Origin of the sequence: Nitrososphaera sp., from assembly GCF_013388945.1 — an archaeon.
Lineage (GTDB): Archaea > Thermoproteota > Nitrososphaeria > Nitrososphaerales > Nitrososphaeraceae > Nitrososphaera.
Genome location: NZ_JACAEH010000016.1, coordinates 16,453 through 36,881 on the forward strand (window position 1 = coordinate 16,453; position 20,429 = coordinate 36,881).

The following is a 20,429-nucleotide window of genomic DNA, read 5'->3' on the forward strand; positions in this document are numbered from 1 at the left end:
GCTGCAAGAATCACTTTTCTTTCTGCAGGTAGCGCCTGACGCCCACGTCTTCAAGTGCCCGGGCCTTGTCAAGCACTGCCTTTTCTAGGCCGTCTTTGAATCGCTCGACTTTTTTTGCTATCCTGTCGTCTGAAAGCGCGAGTATCTGCGACGCAAGTATGCCCGCGTTCTTGGCGCCGTTTATCGCCACCGTTGCCACCGGGACGCCTGGCGGCATCTGGGCTATCGAGAGGAGCGAGTCCATGCCGTCGAGGCTCTTTGTCTTTATCGGCACGCCTATCACGGGAAGCGGCGTAAGCGCAGCGACCATGCCTGGCAGGTGCGCGGCGCCGCCTGCTCCTGCTATTATGACTTTAATTCCGCGTTTTCTGGCGCCCTGGGCGTAGTCGACCATTCGTTTTGCAGTCCTGTGCGCAGACACGACTGTCACCTCGCAGGGTATGCCGAGCGATTCCAGAAACTCGGACGCTTCCTTCATGACAGGCAGGTCCGAGTCGCTTCCCATTATCACGCCTACAACCGGCTTTTTCATGCGCTCCCGCCTGTGTTAGAGGGGACCAGCTTTATTGACTTTCTTGCCTTTGTGGCCCGCGCTATTGCTTCGGCGGCCGTCCTGCCTGTTGCGGTGATGTGGCCCAGCTTGCGCCGGGGCTTGGACGACTGCTTGCCGTATATGTAAAGCGCGACGCCGGGAACCTTCATGGCGCTCTTTAGCCCTTCAACCGCATACATGCCCTCAAAGCCCTCAGGGCCCAGGATGTTTACCATGCAAGCAGGCGAGAGTAGCTCCGGCTTTACAAGTGGCAGGTCCAGCACCGCGCGCAGGTGCTGCTCAAACTGCGAGACAGAGCACGCCTCGTTTGTGTAGTGGCCCGAGTTGTGTACCCTCGGCGCTATCTCGTTTACCATCACGTCGCCTCTTTTTGTGACAAACATCTCTATCCCAAATATGCCTGCGCCGTGGAGCACCTTCATCGCCTTTTCTGCATGCCTTTTTGCCTTTGCCTCCACCGCGCGGCTGACGCGGGCAGGCGCTATGGTCATGACAAGTATCCCCTGCTCGTGCACGTTTTCGGCCACCGGGAAGGACTCTATCTGGCCCGACGGGTTGCGGGCCACCATTATGGAAAGCTCGTGCGAGAACCTGACGTACTTTTCAAGCATGGTCTCACGCCCTGCAAAGTAGATGTATGCTTTTCCAACGTCTGCCTTTGACCTTATCACGAAATTCCCCCGGCCGTCGTACGAGTCCTCCGTCGCCTTCAATACCGCAGGGTAGCCGAATTTGTCGCACAGCGTTTGCAGGTGTGCTTCCGATTCTACAAGCGCAAACTCGGGCACCGCCACGCCGTGCTTTTTCAGAAACGACTTTTGCCTGTACTTGTTCTGGATTATCCGCAGGGTTTCCGGCGCCGGCCTCACTGGGTAGTTGCGCTCCTCAAGCTGCTTGAGCGCAGTCGAGTTGGCAAGCTCTATCTCATAAGTCAGCACGTCGCACTTTTCTGCAAGTCTCATTATGGCCTGCTCGTCCTTAAAGTCGGCGACTATCTGCTCGTCGGCTATCTTGGAAGCAGGGCACCCCGGCGTCGGGTCGAGCACGATGACCTTGAACGACATGCGGCAGGCCTCGTGCGCAAGCATCTTGCCGAGCTGCCCTCCGCCGATGATGCCGATGCAAACTGGCCGGTCAAGGGCTAGCGAGAACTCTGCCATCCGACAGAGGCAATGAATTTCGCGCCGTTAAAAAGTCTTTCAACAGGGTTCTGTACAGCTCACGGGCGATATGAAGCCTGTAAGGTGATGGATGATGGTCAAGTCCTTGGAAAGAACCTGCAAATCTCAAAACGAGGATGGAACCAGTCTTCCGGATGGTCAAACTTGAGATAAATGAAACCTCCAAGAACCAATACCTTGAGTGCGTCAATACAATGATCATGGGCGAAACCCGTCTCTATCATAATTACTCTGCCATTAACTCCGGGATGCCGTCTAATCATAGATAAGAGGTATGCAGAATCCTCTGGCAGCGGTTCGACCATTGTGTTCTAGCTTTGATGCTGACCCAAAAGGATTGTCTATAGTTATGACACCTTCAACAGATAAGCAGATATTCTCTGGGCGCAGTCTCAAGCCCGTTGAGGCTCATCCGCAAGGGCAAGGTCAAGGACATATACGAGCTTGAAGACGGCAACGTCCTGTTCCACTTTTCCGACCGCGTGTCTGCCTTTGACGTCAAGATGGCAACGCCCATCCCCAGGAAGGGCGAGGTGCTCTGCAGGTTCGGCGAGTTCTGGTTCAACGCCCTTGGCACGCCGCACCACATGCTCAGGATACAGGACAAAGACAAAATGGTAGTAAAAAAACTGCAGATGATACCGCTAGAATGCGTGGTCAGGGGCTACTTTTACGGCTCGTTCCAGGAAAGGTACAAGGACCACCTTGGAAAAAGCCTGCCGGCAGACTACAAGCCTGTCCTTGCAGGCAAGCTGCCAAGGCCTATTTTTGACCCGACGACAAAATCAGAGGAGCACGACATGCCCGTTGACAAAAAGCAGGCAATAGGGATGGGCCTTGTCAGCGAAAAGGATTACGACTACCTGGAGAAGACGTCGATATCTCTGTATGAAAAGATGAGCGAGATTGCAGGCAGGGGCGGCTTTATCATAGCCGACGTCAAGTTCGAGTTTGGCCGTGATTCGACAGGCAAGATAGTGCTTGGCGACTCGCTTGGGCCTGACGAATACCGGCTGTGGCTAGAGAAGGACTACCAGCCCGGCAAGATGCAGGAGGCCTACGACAAGCAGCACCTGCGCGACTGGCTGATAAAGACGGGCTTCAAGGCCGAAATCGACAGGCTTGCAAAGGAGGGGAAAAAGCCGGACCCGCCTGAAGTGGCGCCGGAAATAGTCAGCGAGCTTGCGCGCCGCTATATTTTCGCGTACGAAAAGATAAGCGGGAAAAGGCTCTGATCCGCTCAATCTGGCAGGCCGTCTAGGGGCGTTTTTGCCACCCTGTCGTGCTTGTACGGCTTTCTTGGCTGGCAAATGATACCCGTCCCTGCCGCCTGCCAATCAGCGTCGTAGCGCTATCATGTCTGTCGTAGTCATGTCATCTACATAGATGCGCTACCATTCCGCCTGTTTGATGTCATGTCTGCAATAGCGAAACTACGGCTGCGATTGCAGTTGACAAGCTGGGCAAAACTAGTTGATACAGGCTTTTTCATTCTTTTGCAGAACTGGATAGGAAATGTCAGAGACACTGCTCCAGAAGGAAGTGAAAGTCAAGAGGATAACGACTTTGAGCCACCAGGCGGCACAAGGCATCGGCGACCCTGCAAGGCTTCGGATTTTAGAAGTTCTGGCGCACAAGCCCATGACTGCAGAGGAGATTGCAAAGGCGCTTGCAGGCTCGGGCATGAAGAAGGCCACGACGACTATCAGGCACCACCTTGACACGCTAAAACGGGCAGGGCTTGTGGAAACGGCCAAGATGGTCGAGGTGAGGGGCGCGGTGATGAAATACTACTCTGCGACGGTAAGGGCATACAGCTGCAGCGCGCCAGCAGACCTTGACGCAAAGGCGGCCAAGACGATAAGCGACGCAAGCGCAAGGATGGCAAAAGTGTTGAACAGCATCTACGCAGACAAGAGGTTCGTCGCGCTTGCAGAGAAAGAGGGCAAGTGCAAAGAGTTTCTGGCTGCAGAGATAATGAACGCCGCGCTTGCAAGGGCGCTTGAGACTACTCGACAGTGATGCGGAAAAGCCCCTTTGTGGCAGGGTCCTTGAGTACTTGGACCATCCTTCTTGGTATGTCAGACGACGCCCTGTCGCACCTTACTGACAGCGTGCGCGGGCAGACAAAGTTTGTCTTGCGTATCACGATGTCGTGCGTGTTTTTGAGCGTCAGACGCTCGTCGCCGCTGCCAGATATAGCGTAGACATCGTTTCCGACCACGATCTCTATCTTGACGTGCGAGTCGCTTTTCATCAGCCTGTTTCTGATTGCAGGTTCGAGATCCGCGCACGCCTTTGTCGCCCTGACGCCGATTATGCAGTCGCCCCTTAGCGTGAGGTGCTCCTCCTTTGTTATTTCCACAGTCCGGGCGTGGAACGACTGGACATTTGGGTGTCCAAAGAACGCTATCTCTTCCTGCACGCCTTGTCTGACTGCGAAACGATATTAAAATCAAGCGTGCGCAAAAACGAGGTAAACTTAAATTAAACGGTGGGGGCAAAGTAGCTCGAATTGTTACCCGCAGCAGCAGGATATGACCGGGCGATCACCGTATTTTCGCCGGACGGAAGGCTTTACCAGGTAGAATACGCTATTGAAACCGTAAGGCGCGGAACCCTTGCGATTGGCGTCAAGTCAAAGGACGGCGTCGTCCTTGCGGTTGAGGAAAAGACAAGAAAGCTCCAGATTTCAAACGTCACACAAAAGATATTCCAGGTCGACGATCACATCGGCGTCGCTGCGGCAGGCTACATCCCGGACGCAAGGACGCAGGTTGACCACGCAAGGTTCTTTGCGCAGAGCAACAGGCTCATCTACGACGAGCCGGTCGACGTGGAAGGCGTCGCCAAGAACATCGCCGACATGGCCCAGCAATTTACGCAGTACGCAGGCGTCAGGCCGTTTGGCGTGGCACTCATACTAGCAGGCGTCGACAAGAACGGCGCAAACCTGTTTTTGACCGACCCGTCTGGCACCTACATCGGCTACGACGCGGTGGCGATAGGCGCCGGAAGCGACCAGGTCACAGACTTCCTCGAAAAGTCCTACAAGCCAGACGTCTCGCTTGAAGAGGCGGCAGCGCTTGCAGTCGAGGGCATCTTCATCGTGAGCGAGGACAAGTCGAGCACCAAGAGCCTGAAGATGGCCATCATCGACACCAAGACCCGCGCCATGCGCAAGGTCGAGGACGAGGAGCTCGAAAAGTACGCCGCGATGGCAAAGGAACGCTCCGGCAGAAGAGCGGCCTGAGAATCAAGGCAAGGTTAATTTAACGAGAGCGCAGCCTCTGGTACGTTATGGCCAGAATCGGTGCAAAGGCCCCTAACCTGCAGGTGTCGACTTGGGTGCAAGGGAGGCCGACTAACATAGACAAGGAAAAGGGCAATGTAATAGTCGTTGAAGTTTTCCAGGTAAACTGCCCGGGCTGCTTTATGTACGGGCTGCCGGAGGCAATCGACCTTTACGAAAAGTACCACGACAAGGGCGTGACCGTGCTTGGCATGGCGACTGCCTTTGAAGACTATGACAAGAACACGCTTGAAAACCTGCAAAAACTCCTGACCACCGGCGAGGTCATTGGCGAGACGCACAAGGCGCTTGCGCAGTACGGCCAGCTGAAAAACGGCGGCAAATTGCCATACAAGATCCCGTTCCCAGTCGCCATGGACCTGCTCAAGAAGGAGACCGGCGAGCTGACAGAGAGCAAGGTCATGGACTTTATCGAGGCAAACGTGCCTGACTTCAAGTCATACAGCGAAAAGGACAGGCAGGTTCTGATTGCGCGCGTCAAAGAATACCTGAAGCACAAAGAGTATTCAGCCAAGACGTTTGAGGAATACGCGATGCGCGGGACGCCGACCTCGCTTGTGATAGACAAAAAGGGCAACCTGCGGCACAACCTCTTTGGCGCAACTGGCTACCTTGAAAACGTCGTCCAAGAGCTCCTGAGCGAATAGACATGCCAAACCTCTGGGTCGCAATACCCGACTCGTCGCTTTCAGACGAGCAGACAAAGCGCGACAAGAGCACCAAGATAGCCCAGTTTGCCCGCGCGTGCTCCATCTTCAGGGTCAAGCGCATCTACATCTACCACGACCCGCTCTCGCAGTTTGAGCAGGACGACCCCGTGCTTTTGCGCACAATCCTGCGCTACCTTGACACGCCTCAGTATTTGCGGAAAATCCTGTACCCGAAGATGAGCCACCTGGAGTTTGCAGGCATCCTTCACCCCATCAAGGCGCCGCACCACAAGCCGGCGCAGGACATCAAGACCATCAAGGCCGGCGACGTGCGCACCGGCGTGATTGCAAAGGTGAAGGGCCAGCTGTTCGTCGAGGCCGGCCTCGGGTCGCTCGTGCCCTTTGACGGCGAGGGCTTTGAGGGCAAGAAGGTGAACGTCAAGTTCACGTCGCCTTTTCCAAAGCTGCGCGCGATGGAGGCAACCGACCTTGACATATTCGAGTACTGGGGCTACGAGGTGAAAGAGGTGCCGTCGGTGGTGAAACTGCTGGCAGGTGTGGAAAACACCGCAGTCATTGTGGCTTCGCGCAAGGGCACGTATTTCAAGAACACAGAAGTCAAGCTCGCAGAGCGGGTCAAGACTGCTGAAAACGTGCTCGTTATTTTCGGCTCGCCAAAGCACGGCGTGCAGGAGATACTTGCGAGGGAAAAGAGCGGCGCCAGGCCGGAGTTCGTGATAAACATGTTTCCGGGCCAGGCCACCGAGACCGTCAGGCTTGAAGAGGCAGTGCTTGGCACGCTTGCGATACTCAACAGCTCGATTTTGTCAAAGAACTAGCTTTTGACACTGCATAATTTATAAAAGGATTGGGCGGACTGATGCAGTATCTATGGGTCATCGCAAGTACAGCGCGCCCAGAAGGGGCAGTGTCGCCTTCAGGCCGAGGGCCAGAGCCAAGAGCCTCGAAGCAAAGGTGAGGACTTGGCCGCAAGCGGCAGGCGAAAAGAGCACTCTTTTGGGTTTTGCTGGTTTCAAGGTTGGCAGTATACACGTTCTGACTATTGACGACAGGGAAAAGACACCGAACTTTGGCAAGCAGCTGATGAATGCCGCGACGGTCATCGCGACGCCGCCGATCAAAATTATCGGCGTACGCGGATACAAGACGGACAACTTTGGCCAGCACGCCATCTTTGACGCCTATGCAAAAGACCTTCCAAAAGAGATGTCGCGCAAAGTCGAGATAAAGCAGGCCGACGACTCCCTTGCCAAGGCAGAGGCAAAGGTCGCCGGCGCAAGCTCTGTCGTTGCGATTGCTTCCATAACTCCAAGCGCGGTCGGCATAGCACAGAAAAAGCCGTTTGTTTTCGAGCTCGCAGTATCTGGCAAGGACGCCAAGGCACAGTTTGAATACGTCAAGAGCGTTCTTGGCAAGGAGATAAAGGCAAGCGACATTTTGCAGCTGGGACAGAACGTCGACGTTTTTGGCATAACAAGGGGCAAGGGAATAGAAGGCCCGGTCACAAGGTTTGGAATAAAGCGCAAGCAGCACAAGTCAAGAAAGAGCGTTCGCGCTGTAGGAACGCTGGGTCCAATCTCGCCTGCGGTAGTCATGTACACAGTCGCCAGGCAGGGCCAGCACGGCTTCCACCAGCGCACCGAATACAATAAGCGCATACTGATAATGTCAAACACCGAGAAGGACGGCGCGATTAACCCCAAGGGCGGGTTCAAGCACTTTGGCCTCGTAAAAGGCGACTATATCGTGGTCAGGGGCTCAATCCCTGGCGTTCCAAAGCGCCTGATAAAGATGCGCCACCCGATACGCAACGTGCCCAAGAAGGTGGCAGAGCCCAAGGTTCTGGAGGTAATAGTGGAATGAAGGCAGCATTAAGAGGCATCGACGGCAAGGACGCAGGAAGTGTCGAGCTCCCAGTAGTCTTTGACACGCCGTACAGGCCAGAGGTAATCCACAAGGTCTACGTGAACGTCGCGTCGCACGGCTACCAGAGGCAGGGACGCTACCCCGGCGCAGGCGAGAACGTGAGCGCCGAGTCCAGGAACACGGGCCTTGGCATCGCAAGGCTCGCAAGGGCGAGGGGCGAAGGGTTCCCCCGCGCAGGCCAGGCAGCAGGCGTGGCAGGCGTCAGGCACGGCAGGGTCGCACACCCTCCAGAGTCGTGGAAGCACATTTACAAAAAGATAAACCAGAAGGAAAAGCAGCTCGGACTTTGCTCTGCAATAGCTGCGACTTCAAGGCGCGACCTGGTTGAAGGGCGCGGCCACAAGGTTGCAAAAGACGTGAAACTCCCAATAGTCGTCTCAAACGACATCGAGTCGATTGCAAAGGCAAAGGACCTGAAAAGCGCGCTCGTGGCGCTCGGGCTTGCAGACGACCTTGCGCGCGCTGCAGTCAGAAAGGCGCGCTCAGGCACTGCGCGCAGGCGCGGAAGAAAGGCGCGAACCGGCACCAGCGCACTTGTCGTCGTCGGCGACGGAGCCAAGGCGACTGCAATCAAGTCCCTCCCGGGCGTTTCTGTCAAGACGGCAAAGGAGATAAGCGTGCTTGACCTTGCGCCGGGCTCAAAACCTGCAAGGCTTACGATATTTTCGCAGAACGCAATCGAGCACCTGAAGGAAGTAAAGGCGCCGTTGCACAGGATTATGGAGATGGTGAAATGAGCGAGGAAATGTCTGCAGAGAAGGCAAGCACGATAATCATCGCCCCTTACGTTACAGAAAAGACGTTCAACCAAATAGAGCGCGAGAACAAGCTCTCGTTCAAGGTGTCAGAGCACGCAAGCAAGAAGCAGATAGTCGATGCAATCCGCATCCTGTACGAGGCAGAGGCAGCAGAGGTCAACACGGCGCGCACGATACAGGGCAAGAAGGCGTTTGTCACTTTCAAGGCGCCGGAAGGCGCGCGCGAGCTTGCGACAAAGCTGGGGCTGGTATAGCATGACGCTCGCTAGGTTTAAAAATGGAAAACTTGCGGAGGAGAGAATGATCTAATGGTACGCGAATTCAAGTTCAAGGGTTACACGCCTGAACAGCTACAGTCAATGTCTGTCGAGAGCGTGCTCCCGCTTCTCAATGCAAGGCAGCGCAGGTCTCTTTCAAAGCGCGTCGGCACCTACATGAACGACGAAAAGAGAAAGCTGCGCGAAAAGATAAAGCTGGCCCGCGAAGGCAAGCTGAAGGGTCAGCTCAGGACACACGTCCGGGACATGATTATACTTCCAGACATGATTGGCCTAACCATCAACGTTCACAACGGCAAAGAGTTTGCGGCAGTCGCAATCAAGCCCGAGATGGTCGGCCACTACCTAGGCGAATATGCGATAACAAACAAGAGGGTACAGCACGGCGCACCGGGTGTCGGCGCATCCAGGTCCAGCCTGTACGTCCCGCTGAAGTGATAGTCATGCCACAATACTCCTACGCTTTCCACAACTTTGACAAGGCCCGCCACGTGCGCGCCTCTGTCCGCGAGAAAAGCATCTCGCACAAGCACTCGCGCGAAATAGCAGTCGCCATCTCTGGCAAGTCCATCGAAAAGGCACGCGAGTTCCTTGAAAACGTCGTCGCCAAGAAAGAGGCGGTTCCGTACCGGCGCTACCACAACGAGGTCGCACACAGGAGCAACATCCGCGACGGCTTTTCTGCAGGCAGGTTCCCGCAAAAGGCAGCCAAAGAATTCTTGAAACTTCTCGACAACCTGGAATCAAACGCAGAATACAAGGGCATGGACCTTGACAGGCTTCGCATCGTCAGCGCGGTCGTGCACAAGGGCACCAAGCTGAAGAGGTTCCAGCCAAGGGCGATGGGAAGGTCAAGCCCGAAATACGACACGCTTGTCCACGTGGAACTGGTCGCACAGGAGGGCACCACAGAATGAGCGCAGTCAAGAACGTCATGAAGAACAGCTACCGCAACATGGAGATAAACGAGTTTTTGAGGCGCGAGCTCAAAGACGCCGGCTTTGGTGGCGTAGAGATCCAAAAGACGCCCGTCGGCGCAAGGATAACCGTTTTTGTCACAAGGCCGGGCCTCGTCATCGGCCGCAAGGGGACAGGCATCAAGGACCTGATGGCAAAACTTGAGCAAAAGTTTGGCCTGCAGAACCCGCAAATATCGGTCCTTGAAGTCACGTCGCCGGAGCTGAACCCGGAGATAATGTGCAACAGGATCGCGCAGCTCATAGAGCGCGGGACTGCATTTCGGCGCGCCTCGATGTGGACTCTCAACACGATAATGAGCGCAGGCGCGCTTGGCGTTGAAGTGGTTATTTCGGGCAAACTCCGCACAGAGCGCGCCCACTTTGAAAAGCACACGGTTGGCGTCGTCCCGAAGAGTGGCGACATCGCAGGCCACATTGTAAAGACGGGCATCACGCACGTACTTACAAAGATGGGCCTCATGGGCATCCAGCTCCGCATAGCGACAAAGGCAGAGCTCCCGCAAGAGTTCCAGCTGGTCGACGGCACCGCGCCTGCGGCGCCGCAGCCCGCAGAAACCCCGGCGGCAGATGCAGTTCAAGAAGCGCCGGCCGAACAAAAGGAGGAGACAGTAAATGGCACGAATTAAGCTAAAGACTTTTCGTGAAATGAACGACACAGACCTTGCAGGCAAGCTGTCAGAGATGAAGGCAGACCTTGCAAAGATGAGGTCCGAGCAGTCCAAGGGAACGCTGAAGAAGCACTCGGGAGAGATAAGGTACGTGAGGCGCGACATTGCGCGCATCATGACCATCCTGAACGAAAGGAAGGCAAAGGCGTCGGCATGATAACTCCTGGAAATATTCTGGCGCACGAGCTCGTAGGCCTTGGCGCAAAAATCGCCGAGTCGACAGACCCGTCGCTTGCAGGCGTCAGTGGCACGATAGTGTTTGAAACCAAAAACACGATTTCATTAAGAACGAGCAGCGGGACAAAGCAGGTTGCAAAATCTGCTGCAAAAAAGATCGAAATCGAAACGCAGACCGGCGCTTGCTTTATAAGTGGTTCGTCGTTGATAGCAAGACCTGAGGACCGCGTATCGCGATTATAGGTGATAGTATGACAAGAAATATCGGTGTTTCAGTTGTTGCGCCCCGCAAAGAATGTGCAGACGATCTCTGCCCGTTCCACGGCACGCTCTCCATCAGGGGCAAGCTGCTGAGGGGCACGGTCACAAGTGCCAAGGCAAAGAAGATGGTGGTAGTCGCAAGGGAGTACCCGAGGCCAGTTCCAAAGTACAAGAGGTACGTCAGGTCCAGGTCAAAGGTGCACGCCTACCTGCCAGAGTGCGTCGAGACAAAGGAGGGCGACGAGGTAATGATAGCAGAGTGCAGGCCACTTTCAAAGACGATATCTTTCGTTGTAATTGAGGTGAACACAAAGGATGGCGGCAGGAGCTAAGTCAAGAGCAGTTTCAGCCAAGGGCGTAGAGGAGTTCCGCCCGTACATCACGAGGGCGCTGCCGGTAACGGCAGAGCTCGTGTGCGCCGACAACACCGGCGCAAAGGTGCTGCGCATCGCGCAGGTCACAAGGTACAAGGGAAGGCACTCGCGCCAGCCGGCAGCGGCGGTCGGAGACTTTGTCACGGTGACAGTAAAGAAGGGCCCGGCCGAGCTCCGCAAGCAGGTTTTCGGCGCAGTAATCGTGAGGCAGAAATACCCGATAAGGCGCCCCAACGGCACGCGCATATCCTTTGAAGACAATGCTGCAGTGCTCGTGACACCTGAAGGCGAGATAAAGGGCACGGACATCAAGGGGCCGGTCGCAAGCGAGGCCGCAGAAAAGTGGCCGAGGATAGCAAACCTGGCGGGGATGATAGTCTAATGACACAGATGAATCCAAAACTGTTGCACGTTCCAAAGCACCAGCTCGACAAGATGGTCGGCTCGACGCTGTCAGACAGCCTGCGCCAGCAGTACGGCCGCAGGAGCGCGCGTGTCATAAAGGGCGACTCGGTGCGCGTGATGCGCGGCGAGTACAAGGGCGTGGAGGGCAAGGTCGACCGCGTCAACGTCAAGTTCGGCACCCTGATAATCGAAGGCATACAGCACGAAAAGGTCAAGGGCGGTCAGGTCAAGGTACCAATCCACGCCTCAAAGGTTATGATAACAAGCGTCAAGACAGACGACAAGCTGCGCTTTGCGGGTACAAGCCCCAAGGAGCAGCCGGCTGCAGAGTCAAAGGCCGAAGCGGCAACAGAGGCTAAAGCGGCACCCAAGCCTGCAAAGGTCAAGGCAAAGGCAAAGCCAAAGAAGACAGCCAAAAAGGCAAAGAAGGTCGCCAAGAAAGCAAAGGCGGCAAAGAAAAAGGGGGCGTCAAAGTAAATGGGTAAGAAAGGCGGAGATACGCGCGTAAAGAGGCAGATGGCCCCGACGTTCTGGGACATCAAGAGGAAGGAAAGCCAGTTCGTGATGCGCGTCAAGCCGGGCCCGCACCCCAAGAGCAGGGCGTACCCGCTTGGCATGGTGCTTCGCGACGCCATCAAGGCAACCAAGACTGCGCGCGAGTCGCAGGTGGTACTCAACGAGGGCAAGATCAAAGTCGACGGCATTGTCAGGCGCGACCCCAACCTCGCAGTCGGCCTCATGGATGTCGTGGAGCTTTCAAACGGCCAGGCCTACAGGCTAGTTCCCAAGGACTCGGAGCTTTTGGCGCCAGTCGCAGTCGACGGCTCTGAAAAGAACGTGAAGCTTGCCAAGGTGACAAGCAAGGTCATGATAAAGGGCAAAAAGATCCAGTATGGCTTCCACGACGGCAAGACGCTGATAAGCGACGCCAAGCTCAAGGTCGGCGACACGTGCGTCATGCAGCTGCCAGAGTCAAAGATAAAGGACCACATCAAGTTTGAAAAGGGCGCGACCGCGCTCATCATAACAGGCGACAACGCCGGCAAGATAGGCAAGATAGAGGACCTCCGCGAGGGGGTCTTCTCGCTTCCTACGAGGGCGCTTGTCGCGTTCGAGGACAGGTCAGTCGAGCTTCCGGTCGAGATGGTCATGGTGGTCGGCTCTGACAAACCGGTGATAAAGGTGAACTAGAAAATAAGCGAGCAAGTCATGGAAAAAAGCATGAAAAGGATTGCGGTGGACAAGGTAGTTATCAACATCGGCGTCGGCAAGTCCGGCGAGCCGATGGAAAAGGCCAAGAAAGCCTTGACTGAATTGACAGGTCACACGCCGGCAGTCAGGGGCGCGAAAAAGACCGTGCGCGACTTTGGCATCCACCAGGGCGAGCCGATAGGCGCGATGGTGACTTTGAGGCGCGAAGAGGCCCTGGAGTTTCTAAAGCGCGCACTTGCGGCGAAAAAGAACGTGCTCAAAGAGTCCTCGTTTGACAACTTTGGCAACTTTTCTCTGGGCGTGCACGAGCACATCGACATCCCCGGCACAAAGTACAACCCGGAGATAGGCATTTTCGGTATGGACATAAACGTCGTTCTTGTGAGGCCAGGATACAGGATAGCAAGGAAGAGCCGCAAGCGGGCGAAAATAGGCAAGACCCACAGGATAAACAAGCAGGAAGCTATCGAGTTTTTCAAGCAGCAGTTTGGAGTGGAGGTAGCCTAGATGCCAAAGCCGAGAGACTACGAAACAACCGGAAGGAAAAAGCTGGCGCACGGCAGGGGAACCCGCTGGTGCAAAAGGTGCGGTTCATATAACGGCCTCGTCAGAAGTTACAACCTGATGCTTTGCAGGCAGTGTTTCAGGGAAGTGGCAAACAGCCTGGGGTTCGTCAAGTACGAGTAGGTGTATGGGATGCCGGCGCTAAACGTCCTTTCAAACATGTTCACGACGATATACAACAACGAGACCAGGAGGAAGAGGGAGTGCATGGTACTTCCTGCGTCCAAGTTCTCAAGCGAGGTCCTGAAGGTGATGCAAAAGCACCACTACATCGGAGAATTTGAGCAGATTGACGACGGCAGGGCGGGCAAGTTCCGCGTGCAGCTTTTGGCGAAAATAAACAAGTGCGGCATAATCACGCCGCGCTTTTCGGTGAAAAAGGACAAGTACTTTGACTGGGAGAGGCAGTTCCTTCCTGCGTACAGCATGGGCATACTGCTTGTCTCGACCAGCAAGGGCATAATGTCGCACCACGAGGCGCAGGCGCAGGGTCTGGGAGGAGTCCTAGTTGGCTACGTCTACTGAGCAAGAGATAATGGCAGAGGTCAAGATCCCCGCCGGCGTCAAGGTGACAAAGGAAGGGTCATACCTGGTAGCCAAGGGCAAGCTCGGCACGGTCAAGAAAGACCTGCTCAAGGTCCCGGTCACTATAACGATAGAAAACGACAAGGTCACGATAAAGCCGTACGGCAAGAGAAAGCGCGACCTTGCAGTGACAAACACCGTCAGGAGCATCGTCCAGAGCATGATAAAGGGCGTCGAGAAGGGCTACACTTACAAGGTCAAGGTTATCTTTGCGCACTTTCCGATATCTGTCAAGGTAAAGGGCAAGGAAGTGCACGTGGAGAACTTTTTCGGCGAAAGGTCCGCCCGCGTGGCCAGGATCCAGGGCGACGCGACGAAGGTAGAGGTCCAGGGAGAAGACGTGGTCATCAAGGGCCCGAGCCTTGAAGACGTCTCGCAGACTGCGGCCAACATCGAGCAGTCCACCAAGATAAAGGACAAGGACCAGCGCGTCTTCCTAGACGGGCTGTACGTCTACTCTCGCGAAGAGGGCATGTAAGGGCCCCCTCCATTTTTGCGCCTGCTCAAAAACATTATATTGTGCATGGAATTTGCGTATATCTGCGCCGCTGTAGCTCAGCATGGTAGAGCAAATTCAAAGCGCAATATTGTGCTTCGGAGCTTAACTGGCTGTTAACCAGTGGGTCACCAGTTCGAGTCTGGTCAGCGGCGCCATGTATTTTCCATACGATAGCTTTATAGCATTTCCAAATCACGCGTACTGGTTATTGAGCAAGGACGACTTGCCGGCTGACAGGGTGGAGGACCAGCTGAAGGGCAAGACCCTGCAGGTCTACATGTACATGATAAGGCGCAAGGAGCCGGTCGGCGTGAGAGAGGTGCAGCGCGACCTGTCGTTTTCAAGCCCAAGTGTTGCACAGTACCACATAGACAAGCTGGTTGAGCTTGTCCTGGTAGAACAGGACGAGCACGGCAGGTATTACGTCATCCAGAAGGTGCAGGTGGGCGTGCTGCAGGCGTTTGTCAACGTCGGCGGCAGGGCAGTCCCGCGGCTCCTCTTTTTTGCCGCGTTTTTCACAACCATGCTTGCCGCGTACCTTGTCGTCAACTTTGAAAGGCTCGACGTCTTTGCGCTTGGCTTTGCAGTCGCAGGCGCAGTGGCGTTCTGGGCAGAAACGATAAGGGTGTGGCTCAAGCGGCCTATTTCATAATATTTCAGAACTCGAATTTTGAAATACTTAGACCTTGATGATGTCAAGGGCCACCGCGTCTGCAAGAAGGTCCACGTGTTTTGCAGCCACTACGTAGCCGTTCTTGATGTCAGTCGATGCGACCCACCTGTTAGTTGAACTGAACAGTCTTTCTTTTTTCATCCTCTTTTCAATCTCTTCGATGTCAAGCTCGCGCTCTTCGACTTCCTGTGTCGCGGTGTACTTTATCGTGAGCAGGACTTTTTTCACAAGCACCCTGTTTCCAAACCGGCGCGACAGGTCCCTTGCGCCCTCGTCTATCTCGACTAGTTTTATCTTTATCTGCATGTGGTTGAGCGCGTCCCTGCTTGTCAGGAGCCTCTCGTCGACAAACCGGTCATAACTCATGTACAGAGTTGATGTCTCACTAGCATTAATAAGCATTCATTTTTCAGGCGCAAAGAGATAGTACGGCGTACCATCCTTCATACCACATTCTATCATGCGCACGTCCATGCCTTCGGAGAGATCCGCGCTTTCAAACGAGCCGACCAGCCTGAACCCATCCATCTGCACGATGCCAAACACGCCTTCATGCCCGCGCAGATGCGACGTGGCAAACTCGACAAGCACGCCCCTGTTGCTGACTTTTTTCAGTGCGGTCCGGGAATAGCATTCCGAGCATGTCGAAGAAGGAGGCCATGCTTTTTTCCCGCACTTTGTGCACACAGGGATCCTGAACTCTCCCTGCTTGAGGTGCTGCGTGAATTCAGACTCCAAGCACCATCACCGTCGCAGAAGACCCTGCGGCTGCAAGGTTGTGCACAATGCCGGTCCTGCATCCGCCGACCTGCCTCTTGCCTGCGCGCCCCTGAAGTTGTAACGCGACTTCTGTTACTTGTGCTACGCCGGTTGCGCCGACTGGATGGCCGCAGCCGAGTATGCCGCCGCGTGTGTTGATGGCAATTTCGTCCTGATCGACGAACCTGCCCCCCTTGCCCCTTGGAGCAAACCCGACATCCTCGTAGGCGATTATCTCAAGTATCGTAAACGCGTCGTGCAGCTCGGCAATGTCGACCTGTGACGGCTTTATCCCGGCCATCGAATACGCTTCTTTTGCCGCCTTTCTTGCGGTGTCAAGCTCCGTAAGGTCGCCGGCGCTTGCAAAGCTGGCCCCGTTTGTCTGCTGGCCTATCCCGTTTATCCAGACAGGTTCCTCTGTTTTTTTTGCCTTTTTTTCTGAAAACAAAAGCACTGCAGACGCCCCGTCGCACGGGGCAGAGCAGTCTAGCAGTTTTATGGGGTCGGCTATTTTTTTTGAATTCATGACGTCGTGCAGGCTCACGGGCTTGCGGAACAGCGCGTTAGGGTTTTTTGCTGCATTTTTGTGGTTCTTGACAGACACCTGCGCCATCTGTTCCTCAGTCGTGCCGTACCGTCTCATGTGTGCCCGGGCAAACATGGACGCCCAGTGGACTGGAAAGTTGAACGAACCCCTGGTAAGGTCCCAGACGAGCCTGTTTCCCGCGCTTGTCGCCTTTTCAACGCCAACAACAAGCGCCGATTCGCACAGGCCAGACGCTATGAGCGAGTACGCGGACGCGATGGCGTTTGTGCCGGAATTGCAGAGGTTGTCGACCCTGTGCGATACTTTTGGTTTTATGCCAAGCATTTCAGAGACGATGGTCGAGCTGTACTGGTCGGTAGCACAGGTGGACACCAGAACCGCGTCCACCTGTTTGCCTATCCCGCTTTCCAGGAGAACTTTGATAGAAGGCTCGCAGGCAAGCTCGAATATGGATTTGCCCGACTCTTTTGTGAACTGAGACGAGGAGGCCGAGGCGATAGCTACCCTTGGCAATCTAAAAGGTTGACAACATTTCCCTAAATGAACCTTCTGCGTCCTTTACAGGGTTGACCTGCATTATGGGCAGGGTGACGCCTGCTTCAACAAACCTTGACAGTGCCTTTCTGCAGTCCTGGCGCGTCCCGCACACGGAAAGCGAGTCGAGCATCCTGTCTGTCACAGCATTTGTTCCGTTGCCTCCCTTGCCGTACTCTTGCTTTATTTTTTCCACTTCGGCGGCAAAGCCGTTTTCTGCGAGAAACTTGCTGTAGTATTTTCCGACTGCGACGTAGAACGCAAGAGTCTTTGCCGCGCGCCTGCGCGCGTCTTCCGGATCATCATCAGACACGGCGCAGATGAGAGAAAGCGCTATCTCAAACTGCCTGCCGGCACTGGCCCGCCTTATTTCTGCAACGGTCTTTTTCAGCTCGTCAAGAGGCCGCAAGTAAAGTATGACGCCGTCTGCAAGCTCGCACGCAAGCGATACCATTTTCTTGTTCACCGCAGCCATGAAGACGGGTACGTGCTTTCTTGTTGGCGAATTCAGCATCTTGAAATTGCTTGCCCTGAAGAATTTTCCATCATAGTTGACCCTTTCGCCGGAGGTCATGAGGTTGAGGCACTCTACAAACTCGCGCATCCTGCTGACAGGCTTTTCAAACTTGGCGCCGTGCCAGTTCTCCACAATTGCCTCCGTACTCGAGCCTACGCCAATAACTGCCCTGTTGCCAGAAAGCATGTCAAGCGTGGCTGCGCCCATCGCAACAGTCGCAGGCGTCCTCGAAAATATGCTGACTATGGATGTCCCCAGCCTGACTCTTTTTGTTATCTGCGAAATAGCGCCAAGTGTCGCAAACGACTCGCGGCCCCACGATTCTGGAACCCACACAGAATCGACATCGTCCTTTGCGTCGGCAAGCCTTGCACAGGTGAGCACCTCGCTGGCAGAAAGCAGTGGCCCGAGGCTGTATCCTACCCTCATGAGATGTGCGCAGCCTGCATTTCCTTGGCGGCCTCTTCGATGTCCTTGTGCGAGTCAATCGAGCGCCAGAAGACGTCCTCGTAGAGGGCAGACTTGAGCTTGCCCTCCTTTGCCAGCGCGGGCAATGCCGTTACTTCTATGTTGCCGCTGTCTGGCAGGTACGAAAAGATCTCGCTTTCAAAATGGTAGACGCCGGCGTTTATCCACTTGTCCTTTATCCTAGGCTTTTCAACAAAGCCTAATACCTTGGCGTTCTTGTCCACCTCGACCACGCCGTAGGGGCTCCTGAGCGGCACCAGCGCAAGCGAGTGCGAGCTTCCGCTGTCTCGCAGCATCTTGGGGTCTAGGTTTGTCAGTATGTCGCCGTTTACCATGAAAAACTCTTTCTGGCCTGACAGCAACCCTTCCGCGTTCTTGAGCGCGCCGCCAGTACCGAGCGGTTCTTCCTCAACCGCGTACCCCACTTTAACTCCAAGCCTGCTTCCGCTGCCTATGTGGTTTATGATGTGTTCTTTCAGGTAGCCTACGCAGATGATGAATTCCTTGATGCCGTTGCTTGCAAGCCACTTTATCTGCCACTCTATTATCGGGAGGTTGAGGACCTCTATCATGGGTTTTGGCATCTCGTCGGTCAATGGCCTCAGACGCTTGCCAAAGCCTCCTGCAAGAATAACTGCCTTCACGGTTTTCATTTGACGCTTGTTTGTTATAAAACATTATCTGGCTCGGTCAGGAGCCAGTGGATCTGCTGGTAGCACTCGGTGCACACTTCTCTGTCGCCGGTGTGGACGCAGCTGTGGATCCTGTCAACTTTTGCGCCACAGCGCGAGCAGGAAGGCAACTACCTCGTTGCCTGCTCTTTTCTGCCGGCTACGCGCCTGTCAGTTGCAGCCTTCCATCCGCCGAGGCCCACCAGTATTGCGCCCATAGCAATAGTGGAACTGATGGTGCGCATGGCGCCTTCGGCATTCTCGGAGGCAAGCGCGCCCTGTCCGATGAGCACGAGCATACCTGCTATTATGAGTCCGCCGTTCACGAACAAAAGTGCTGTTATTATGCCGGACGGTTCTTTTCGTGCAATCACAAACGCCGCTATGGACATTATGACAGCGCCTCCGCCCAGGCCCGCTCCGCGCGTCGCCTCGTCAAGCGGAAGAAATCCTGTGCCACTTGGGCTTGAGGCAGCGGCGGCTGCGTCTGCGCCGTATATTATCAAGAGGGCCAGAGAAACTGCAAGGAGCCCTACTGAAACCTGCACCTTGGACATTACAAAATTATCGCAATCAGATTTAATAAACCTACTCTGTTCCAAGAGAGCGTTGTCTGCAGATGTCAAGGAAGTGCTGTATTCTGTCATAGACGGAATCGGGCGTGGCAAGATAAGGGCAGAGGTGTCTGCAGACGTTTCCGCGTCCAAGAGGTACTGCGAGGAAATTACTGAAAAATGCGTCAGGGCGCTTGGCAGCCAGACAGACGACGAGACTCTGGGTACCCTTTGCGAGGCGCTCCTGCACTTCATGCTCACCGCGTCGCTTTTGCCTTCCGAAAGAAAGGTGACGGTAAACGGCGTCGAGATAAGCGTCGTCGTCCCATCTGTGAAAAGCCTTGCAAAAGACCCTTCAAAGTCTCTGGTAATCCAGGTGGTCAAGGACGGCACTTTACAGCGCGTGAGGGAGGCAGAAAAGGTACAGCCAGTCCCGGACAACCTGTGGGTCGTTTCCGCAAGACCCATCGACACGGATCACAAAAACTATGCGCTAAATGGCAAATATTCTTCCATAATATCTGACATCCGCGCGTTCTTGCAGGACAAGGGAGTCAGCAGCTTGAAGATGCTGCACGGCTAGCCAAGTATCCTGTCGACTGCGCCCTGCCTTTCAAGCGCGCCTGCGGCCTGCTTGTAGTTCGGCTTTTTCATGAGAGGCACGGTGGCAAGGAGCGGAACAGACGCAAGGCGCTGCAGCATCTGGGGCGTATTTTTCTCTACCGCATCCGGTTTTTGCGGCATCATGTTGACTATCAGGCCGGCGATGTCAAGGCCAAACTCCCTGCACACCCTGACAGTGAGAAGGGTGTGGTTCATGGTTCCGAGCTTTGGCGTCGTGACTATGACTACAGGCAGGCCCAGAAGCCGGGCAAAATCCGCGACAAACTCGCTTTCTGTCAGGGGCACCATTATGCCACCTATGCCCTCCACCACCACAAAGCCATGCTTTATGCCGAGCTTTTTCAGAGGGAAAAGCGCGCCGTGTACGTCGGCTGCAGGTTTTTTCAGGACCTGCGCGGCCATGAGCGGTGCGGCAGGGACCTTGAAAAAGAAGGGGTTCAGCTCCTCGTCAGATTCCGTCGCGCCTGACGCCTCTGCAAGCATCGCGGTGTCGTGCGATTTGTATTTTGATGAATACACCTTCTTTCCAGTTGCAAAGGGCTTGGTTGCCGCAACGTCCACGTTGCGCTTTCTCAGCGCCCAGGCAAGCCCTGCAGAGACAAGCGTCTTGCCGACCCCTGTCCCTGTCCCAGTCACAAACACGCCTTTCATGGAAATCATTAGATAGATGGCACGGT

General features: G+C 55.0%; 33 protein-coding genes and 1 tRNA gene. 24 read left to right on the forward strand and 10 right to left on the reverse strand.

Features of this window, described 5'->3' with window-relative positions; genetic code table 11:
- Positions 1-10 precede the first annotated feature (10 nt).
- The gene (purE, locus tag HXY31_RS08420; protein WP_292641914.1) at positions 11-532 is read right to left on the reverse strand and encodes a 5-(carboxyamino)imidazole ribonucleotide mutase; all 522 of its coding nucleotides are present in this window, start codon (positions 530-532) and stop codon (positions 11-13) included.
- Positions 529-1,713 (reverse strand): 5-(carboxyamino)imidazole ribonucleotide synthase, encoded by a 1,185-nt coding sequence (gene purK / locus HXY31_RS08425; RefSeq protein ID WP_292641916.1) that lies wholly within the window; start codon positions 1,711-1,713, stop codon positions 529-531. The genes purE and purK overlap by 4 nt, the downstream gene beginning before the upstream one ends.
- Before the next feature lie 422 nt (positions 1,714-2,135).
- Here purK and purC point away from each other — a divergent pair, with 422 nt between their 5' ends.
- Both purC and HXY31_RS08435 read left to right on the forward strand, forming a co-directional pair.
- Positions 2,136-2,969, forward strand: coding sequence for a phosphoribosylaminoimidazolesuccinocarboxamide synthase (gene purC / locus HXY31_RS08430; RefSeq protein ID WP_292641918.1), 834 nt, complete (start codon positions 2,136-2,138; stop codon positions 2,967-2,969).
- A 280-nt stretch (positions 2,970-3,249) separates the two neighbouring features.
- Positions 3,250-3,756 (forward strand): winged helix-turn-helix domain-containing protein, encoded by a 507-nt coding sequence (locus HXY31_RS08435; protein WP_292641921.1) that lies wholly within the window; start codon positions 3,250-3,252, stop codon positions 3,754-3,756.
- Here the strand turns inward: HXY31_RS08435 and HXY31_RS08440 are convergent.
- Entirely contained in the window at positions 3,743-4,159 is a 417-nt protein-coding gene (locus HXY31_RS08440; protein WP_292641924.1) for a DUF371 domain-containing protein, read from the reverse strand. The genes HXY31_RS08435 and HXY31_RS08440 overlap by 14 nt on opposite strands.
- 90 nt (positions 4,160-4,249) lie before the next feature.
- Here HXY31_RS08440 and psmA point away from each other — a divergent pair, with 90 nt between their 5' ends.
- From psmA to HXY31_RS08545, 21 genes are all read left to right on the forward strand, one after another.
- Complete coding sequence (gene psmA, locus HXY31_RS08445) at positions 4,250-4,987, forward strand: archaeal proteasome endopeptidase complex subunit alpha (protein ID WP_292641927.1); 738 nt, start codon at positions 4,250-4,252, stop codon at positions 4,985-4,987.
- Between the two features lie 47 nt (positions 4,988-5,034).
- Positions 5,035-5,694 (forward strand): peroxiredoxin, encoded by a 660-nt coding sequence (locus HXY31_RS08450; protein ID WP_292641928.1) that lies wholly within the window; start codon positions 5,035-5,037, stop codon positions 5,692-5,694.
- A 2-nt stretch (positions 5,695-5,696) separates the two neighbouring features.
- Positions 5,697-6,536 (forward strand): RNA methyltransferase, encoded by an 840-nt coding sequence (locus tag HXY31_RS08455; protein WP_292641930.1) that lies wholly within the window; start codon positions 5,697-5,699, stop codon positions 6,534-6,536.
- 52 nt (positions 6,537-6,588) lie between these two features.
- Entirely contained in the window at positions 6,589-7,581 is a 993-nt protein-coding gene (locus HXY31_RS08460) for a 50S ribosomal protein L3 (protein WP_292641932.1), read from the forward strand.
- Positions 7,578-8,381, forward strand: coding sequence for a 50S ribosomal protein L4 (rplD, locus tag HXY31_RS08465; RefSeq protein WP_292641934.1), 804 nt, complete (start codon positions 7,578-7,580; stop codon positions 8,379-8,381). Before HXY31_RS08460 ends, rplD begins: the two co-directional genes overlap by 4 nt.
- On the forward strand, positions 8,378-8,656 hold the full coding sequence (locus tag HXY31_RS08470; RefSeq protein ID WP_292641936.1) for a 50S ribosomal protein L23: 279 nt from the start codon (positions 8,378-8,380) through the stop codon (positions 8,654-8,656). Before rplD ends, HXY31_RS08470 begins: the two co-directional genes overlap by 4 nt.
- Positions 8,657-8,710: 54 nt before the next feature.
- Positions 8,711-9,118 (forward strand): 30S ribosomal protein S19, encoded by a 408-nt coding sequence (locus HXY31_RS08475; RefSeq protein WP_292641938.1) that lies wholly within the window; start codon positions 8,711-8,713, stop codon positions 9,116-9,118.
- 5 nt (positions 9,119-9,123) lie between these two features.
- Positions 9,124-9,597: a 50S ribosomal protein L22 gene (locus HXY31_RS08480; protein ID WP_292641940.1), complete on the forward strand. Its 474-nt coding sequence runs from the start codon at positions 9,124-9,126 to the stop codon at positions 9,595-9,597.
- Positions 9,594-10,286 (forward strand): 30S ribosomal protein S3, encoded by a 693-nt coding sequence (locus tag HXY31_RS08485; protein ID WP_292641943.1) that lies wholly within the window; start codon positions 9,594-9,596, stop codon positions 10,284-10,286. The genes HXY31_RS08480 and HXY31_RS08485 overlap by 4 nt, the downstream gene beginning before the upstream one ends.
- Positions 10,273-10,485, forward strand: coding sequence for a 50S ribosomal protein L29 (gene rpmC, locus HXY31_RS08490; protein ID WP_292641946.1), 213 nt, complete (start codon positions 10,273-10,275; stop codon positions 10,483-10,485). Before HXY31_RS08485 ends, rpmC begins: the two co-directional genes overlap by 14 nt.
- Positions 10,482-10,748, forward strand: coding sequence for a ribonuclease P protein subunit (locus tag HXY31_RS08495; RefSeq protein WP_292641948.1), 267 nt, complete (start codon positions 10,482-10,484; stop codon positions 10,746-10,748). The genes rpmC and HXY31_RS08495 overlap by 4 nt, the downstream gene beginning before the upstream one ends.
- 8 nt (positions 10,749-10,756) lie before the next feature.
- Positions 10,757-11,098, forward strand: coding sequence for a 30S ribosomal protein S17 (locus HXY31_RS08500; RefSeq protein ID WP_292641950.1), 342 nt, complete (start codon positions 10,757-10,759; stop codon positions 11,096-11,098).
- On the forward strand, positions 11,082-11,522 hold the full coding sequence (locus HXY31_RS08505; protein WP_292641952.1) for a 50S ribosomal protein L14: 441 nt from the start codon (positions 11,082-11,084) through the stop codon (positions 11,520-11,522). The genes HXY31_RS08500 and HXY31_RS08505 overlap by 17 nt, the downstream gene beginning before the upstream one ends.
- The gene (gene rplX / locus HXY31_RS08510; RefSeq protein WP_292641955.1) at positions 11,522-12,022 is read left to right on the forward strand and encodes a 50S ribosomal protein L24; all 501 of its coding nucleotides are present in this window, start codon (positions 11,522-11,524) and stop codon (positions 12,020-12,022) included. The genes HXY31_RS08505 and rplX overlap by 1 nt, the downstream gene beginning before the upstream one ends.
- Complete coding sequence (locus HXY31_RS08515) at positions 12,023-12,736, forward strand: 30S ribosomal protein S4e (protein ID WP_292641956.1); 714 nt, start codon at positions 12,023-12,025, stop codon at positions 12,734-12,736. It begins immediately after the preceding gene.
- A gap of 3 nt (positions 12,737-12,739) precedes the next feature.
- A complete protein-coding gene (locus HXY31_RS08520; protein ID WP_292642057.1) occupies positions 12,740-13,264 on the forward strand; it encodes a 50S ribosomal protein L5 in 525 nt (174 codons plus the stop codon).
- The gene (locus HXY31_RS08525; protein WP_292641958.1) at positions 13,265-13,444 is read left to right on the forward strand and encodes a 30S ribosomal protein S14; all 180 of its coding nucleotides are present in this window, start codon (positions 13,265-13,267) and stop codon (positions 13,442-13,444) included.
- A 9-nt stretch (positions 13,445-13,453) separates the two neighbouring features.
- Positions 13,454-13,846, forward strand: coding sequence for a 30S ribosomal protein S8 (locus HXY31_RS08530; protein ID WP_292641961.1), 393 nt, complete (start codon positions 13,454-13,456; stop codon positions 13,844-13,846).
- Positions 13,830-14,384 carry a 50S ribosomal protein L6 gene (locus HXY31_RS08535; protein WP_292641964.1) on the forward strand — a complete coding sequence of 185 codons (555 nt, stop codon included), beginning with the start codon at positions 13,830-13,832 and terminating at the stop codon, positions 14,382-14,384. Before HXY31_RS08530 ends, HXY31_RS08535 begins: the two co-directional genes overlap by 17 nt.
- Positions 14,385-14,450: 66 nt before the next feature.
- A tRNA-Asn gene (locus HXY31_RS08540) sits at positions 14,451-14,560 on the forward strand.
- 53 nt (positions 14,561-14,613) lie between these two features.
- Positions 14,614-15,057, forward strand: a complete 444-nt coding sequence (locus tag HXY31_RS08545; protein ID WP_292641966.1) for a hypothetical protein — start codon at positions 14,614-14,616, stop codon at positions 15,055-15,057.
- A 27-nt stretch (positions 15,058-15,084) separates the two neighbouring features.
- Here HXY31_RS08545 and HXY31_RS08550 read toward each other — a convergent pair whose 3' ends face one another.
- The 6 genes from HXY31_RS08550 to HXY31_RS08575 form a co-directional block, all read right to left on the reverse strand.
- On the reverse strand, positions 15,085-15,444 hold the full coding sequence (locus tag HXY31_RS08550; protein ID WP_292641969.1) for a hypothetical protein: 360 nt from the start codon (positions 15,442-15,444) through the stop codon (positions 15,085-15,087).
- Positions 15,445-15,480: 36 nt separating this feature from the next.
- Positions 15,481-15,816: a zinc ribbon domain-containing protein gene (locus HXY31_RS08555; RefSeq protein ID WP_292641972.1), complete on the reverse strand. Its 336-nt coding sequence runs from the start codon at positions 15,814-15,816 to the stop codon at positions 15,481-15,483.
- On the reverse strand, positions 15,806-16,897 hold the full coding sequence (locus HXY31_RS08560) for a thiolase family protein (RefSeq protein ID WP_292641974.1): 1,092 nt from the start codon (positions 16,895-16,897) through the stop codon (positions 15,806-15,808). Before HXY31_RS08560 ends, HXY31_RS08555 begins: the two co-directional genes overlap by 11 nt.
- Position 16,898: 1 nt before the next feature.
- Positions 16,899-17,864 (reverse strand): LLM class flavin-dependent oxidoreductase, encoded by a 966-nt coding sequence (locus tag HXY31_RS08565; RefSeq protein WP_292641977.1) that lies wholly within the window; start codon positions 17,862-17,864, stop codon positions 16,899-16,901.
- Positions 17,861-18,556 (reverse strand): nucleotidyltransferase family protein, encoded by a 696-nt coding sequence (locus tag HXY31_RS08570; RefSeq protein WP_366933091.1) that lies wholly within the window; start codon positions 18,554-18,556, stop codon positions 17,861-17,863. Before HXY31_RS08570 ends, HXY31_RS08565 begins: the two co-directional genes overlap by 4 nt.
- A 149-nt stretch (positions 18,557-18,705) precedes the next feature.
- Positions 18,706-19,131 (reverse strand): hypothetical protein, encoded by a 426-nt coding sequence (locus HXY31_RS08575; RefSeq protein ID WP_292641981.1) that lies wholly within the window; start codon positions 19,129-19,131, stop codon positions 18,706-18,708.
- 52 nt (positions 19,132-19,183) lie between these two features.
- Between HXY31_RS08575 and HXY31_RS08580 the strand changes: the two genes are divergently transcribed.
- A complete protein-coding gene (locus HXY31_RS08580) occupies positions 19,184-19,711 on the forward strand; it encodes a hypothetical protein (RefSeq protein ID WP_292641984.1) in 528 nt (175 codons plus the stop codon).
- Here HXY31_RS08580 and bioD read toward each other — a convergent pair.
- A complete protein-coding gene (gene bioD / locus HXY31_RS08585) occupies positions 19,708-20,412 on the reverse strand; it encodes a dethiobiotin synthase (RefSeq protein ID WP_292641987.1) in 705 nt (234 codons plus the stop codon). The two genes, HXY31_RS08580 and bioD, sit on opposite strands and share 4 nt — an antisense overlap.
- Positions 20,413-20,429 lie beyond the last annotated feature (17 nt).